General features: G+C 77.4%; 2 protein-coding genes. Both read right to left on the bottom strand.

Going from position 1 to position 966, the window contains the following annotated elements:
- Nucleotides 1–665: 5-oxoprolinase subunit B family protein (locus HMPREF3159_RS11485; RefSeq protein WP_210388869.1), on the bottom strand; the 665-nt coding region annotated here is incomplete at its 3' end.
- A partial coding sequence (locus tag HMPREF3159_RS11480) for a LamB/YcsF family protein (protein WP_210388868.1) occupies nt 662–966 on the bottom strand: 305 nt, incomplete at its 5' end. The genes HMPREF3159_RS11485 and HMPREF3159_RS11480, both read right to left, overlap by 4 nt.

The raw sequence follows: 966 nt of genomic DNA, 5'->3' as shown, positions 1-966 counted from the left end.
GCGGCGCGCTGCGGCGTGAAGCGCACGCGGGTGCCGGGGCTGAGCAGTGCGGGCGGCTCCCGGTGCACGTCGAACAGGGGCGCGTCGCTGCGGCCGATCAGCTGCCAGCCGCCGGGCGAGGGGCGCGGGTAGATGCCGCAGTAGCGGGAGGCGAGGCCGACGGCGCCCGCGGGCACCGACGTGCGGGGCTCGGCGCGGCGCGGCACCTCCCAAGGCGGGCCGGACGCCTCGTGCGGATCGTCGGCGACCAGATAGGGGAAGCCGGGCGCGAAGCCGCCGAAGGCGACCGCCCACGTCGCCTCGGAATGCGCGCTGATCAGTGCGTCCGTGCTCATCGCGAGCAGCTCCGCGACCTCCTCCAGGTCCTCGCCGTCGTAGACGATGCCGATGCTGGTCCCGCCGCCGCCGCTCTCCTCACGCGCGGCGCGGGGGAGTCGCGAGAGCAGGTCCGCGAACAGGCGCACGTCGCGCGGCGCCGCGCCGTGCAGCAGCAGGGTGCGCTCGGCGGGGACGAGCTCCAGCAGGTGTGCGGGGGAGAGGGCGCGCACGGCCGCGGCCGCGGCGAGCACGGCGGGGGTGCCGGGATACTCGGCGAGGATGCTCGTCTCCCCGGCGCGGTGCACGCGCAGCGGGGGAGGGAGGGGGTCCGTTGCCCCGTTCCTCACAGCGCTGCCTTCATGTCCACGCCCGCCTCCTCGAGCCGGGCCCGCACCGCCCGGGCGAGCTCGACGGCGCCGGGGGTGTCCCCGTGCAGGCACAGCGACCGCACAGGCAGATCGACCCAGGTGCGGTCGGCCGCGCGCACCCCGCCCTCGGTCGCGATCGACAGCGCCTGGGCCGAGACCGCCTCGGGGTCGGTGAGCACGGCGCCGGGCCGCGTGCGCGAGGTGAGGGTGCCGTCGGGGAGATAGGCGCGATCGGCGAAGCCCTCGAGCACCACCGGCAGGCCCGCCGCCTCCGCCGCGG

The sequence above is a fragment of the Brachybacterium sp. HMSC06H03 genome (assembly GCF_001807385.1).
Lineage (GTDB): Bacteria > Actinomycetota > Actinomycetes > Actinomycetales > Dermabacteraceae > Brachybacterium > Brachybacterium conglomeratum.
The sequence above is the reverse complement of the archived record's forward strand: the minus strand, read 5'-3'. Positions and strand labels throughout refer to the sequence as shown.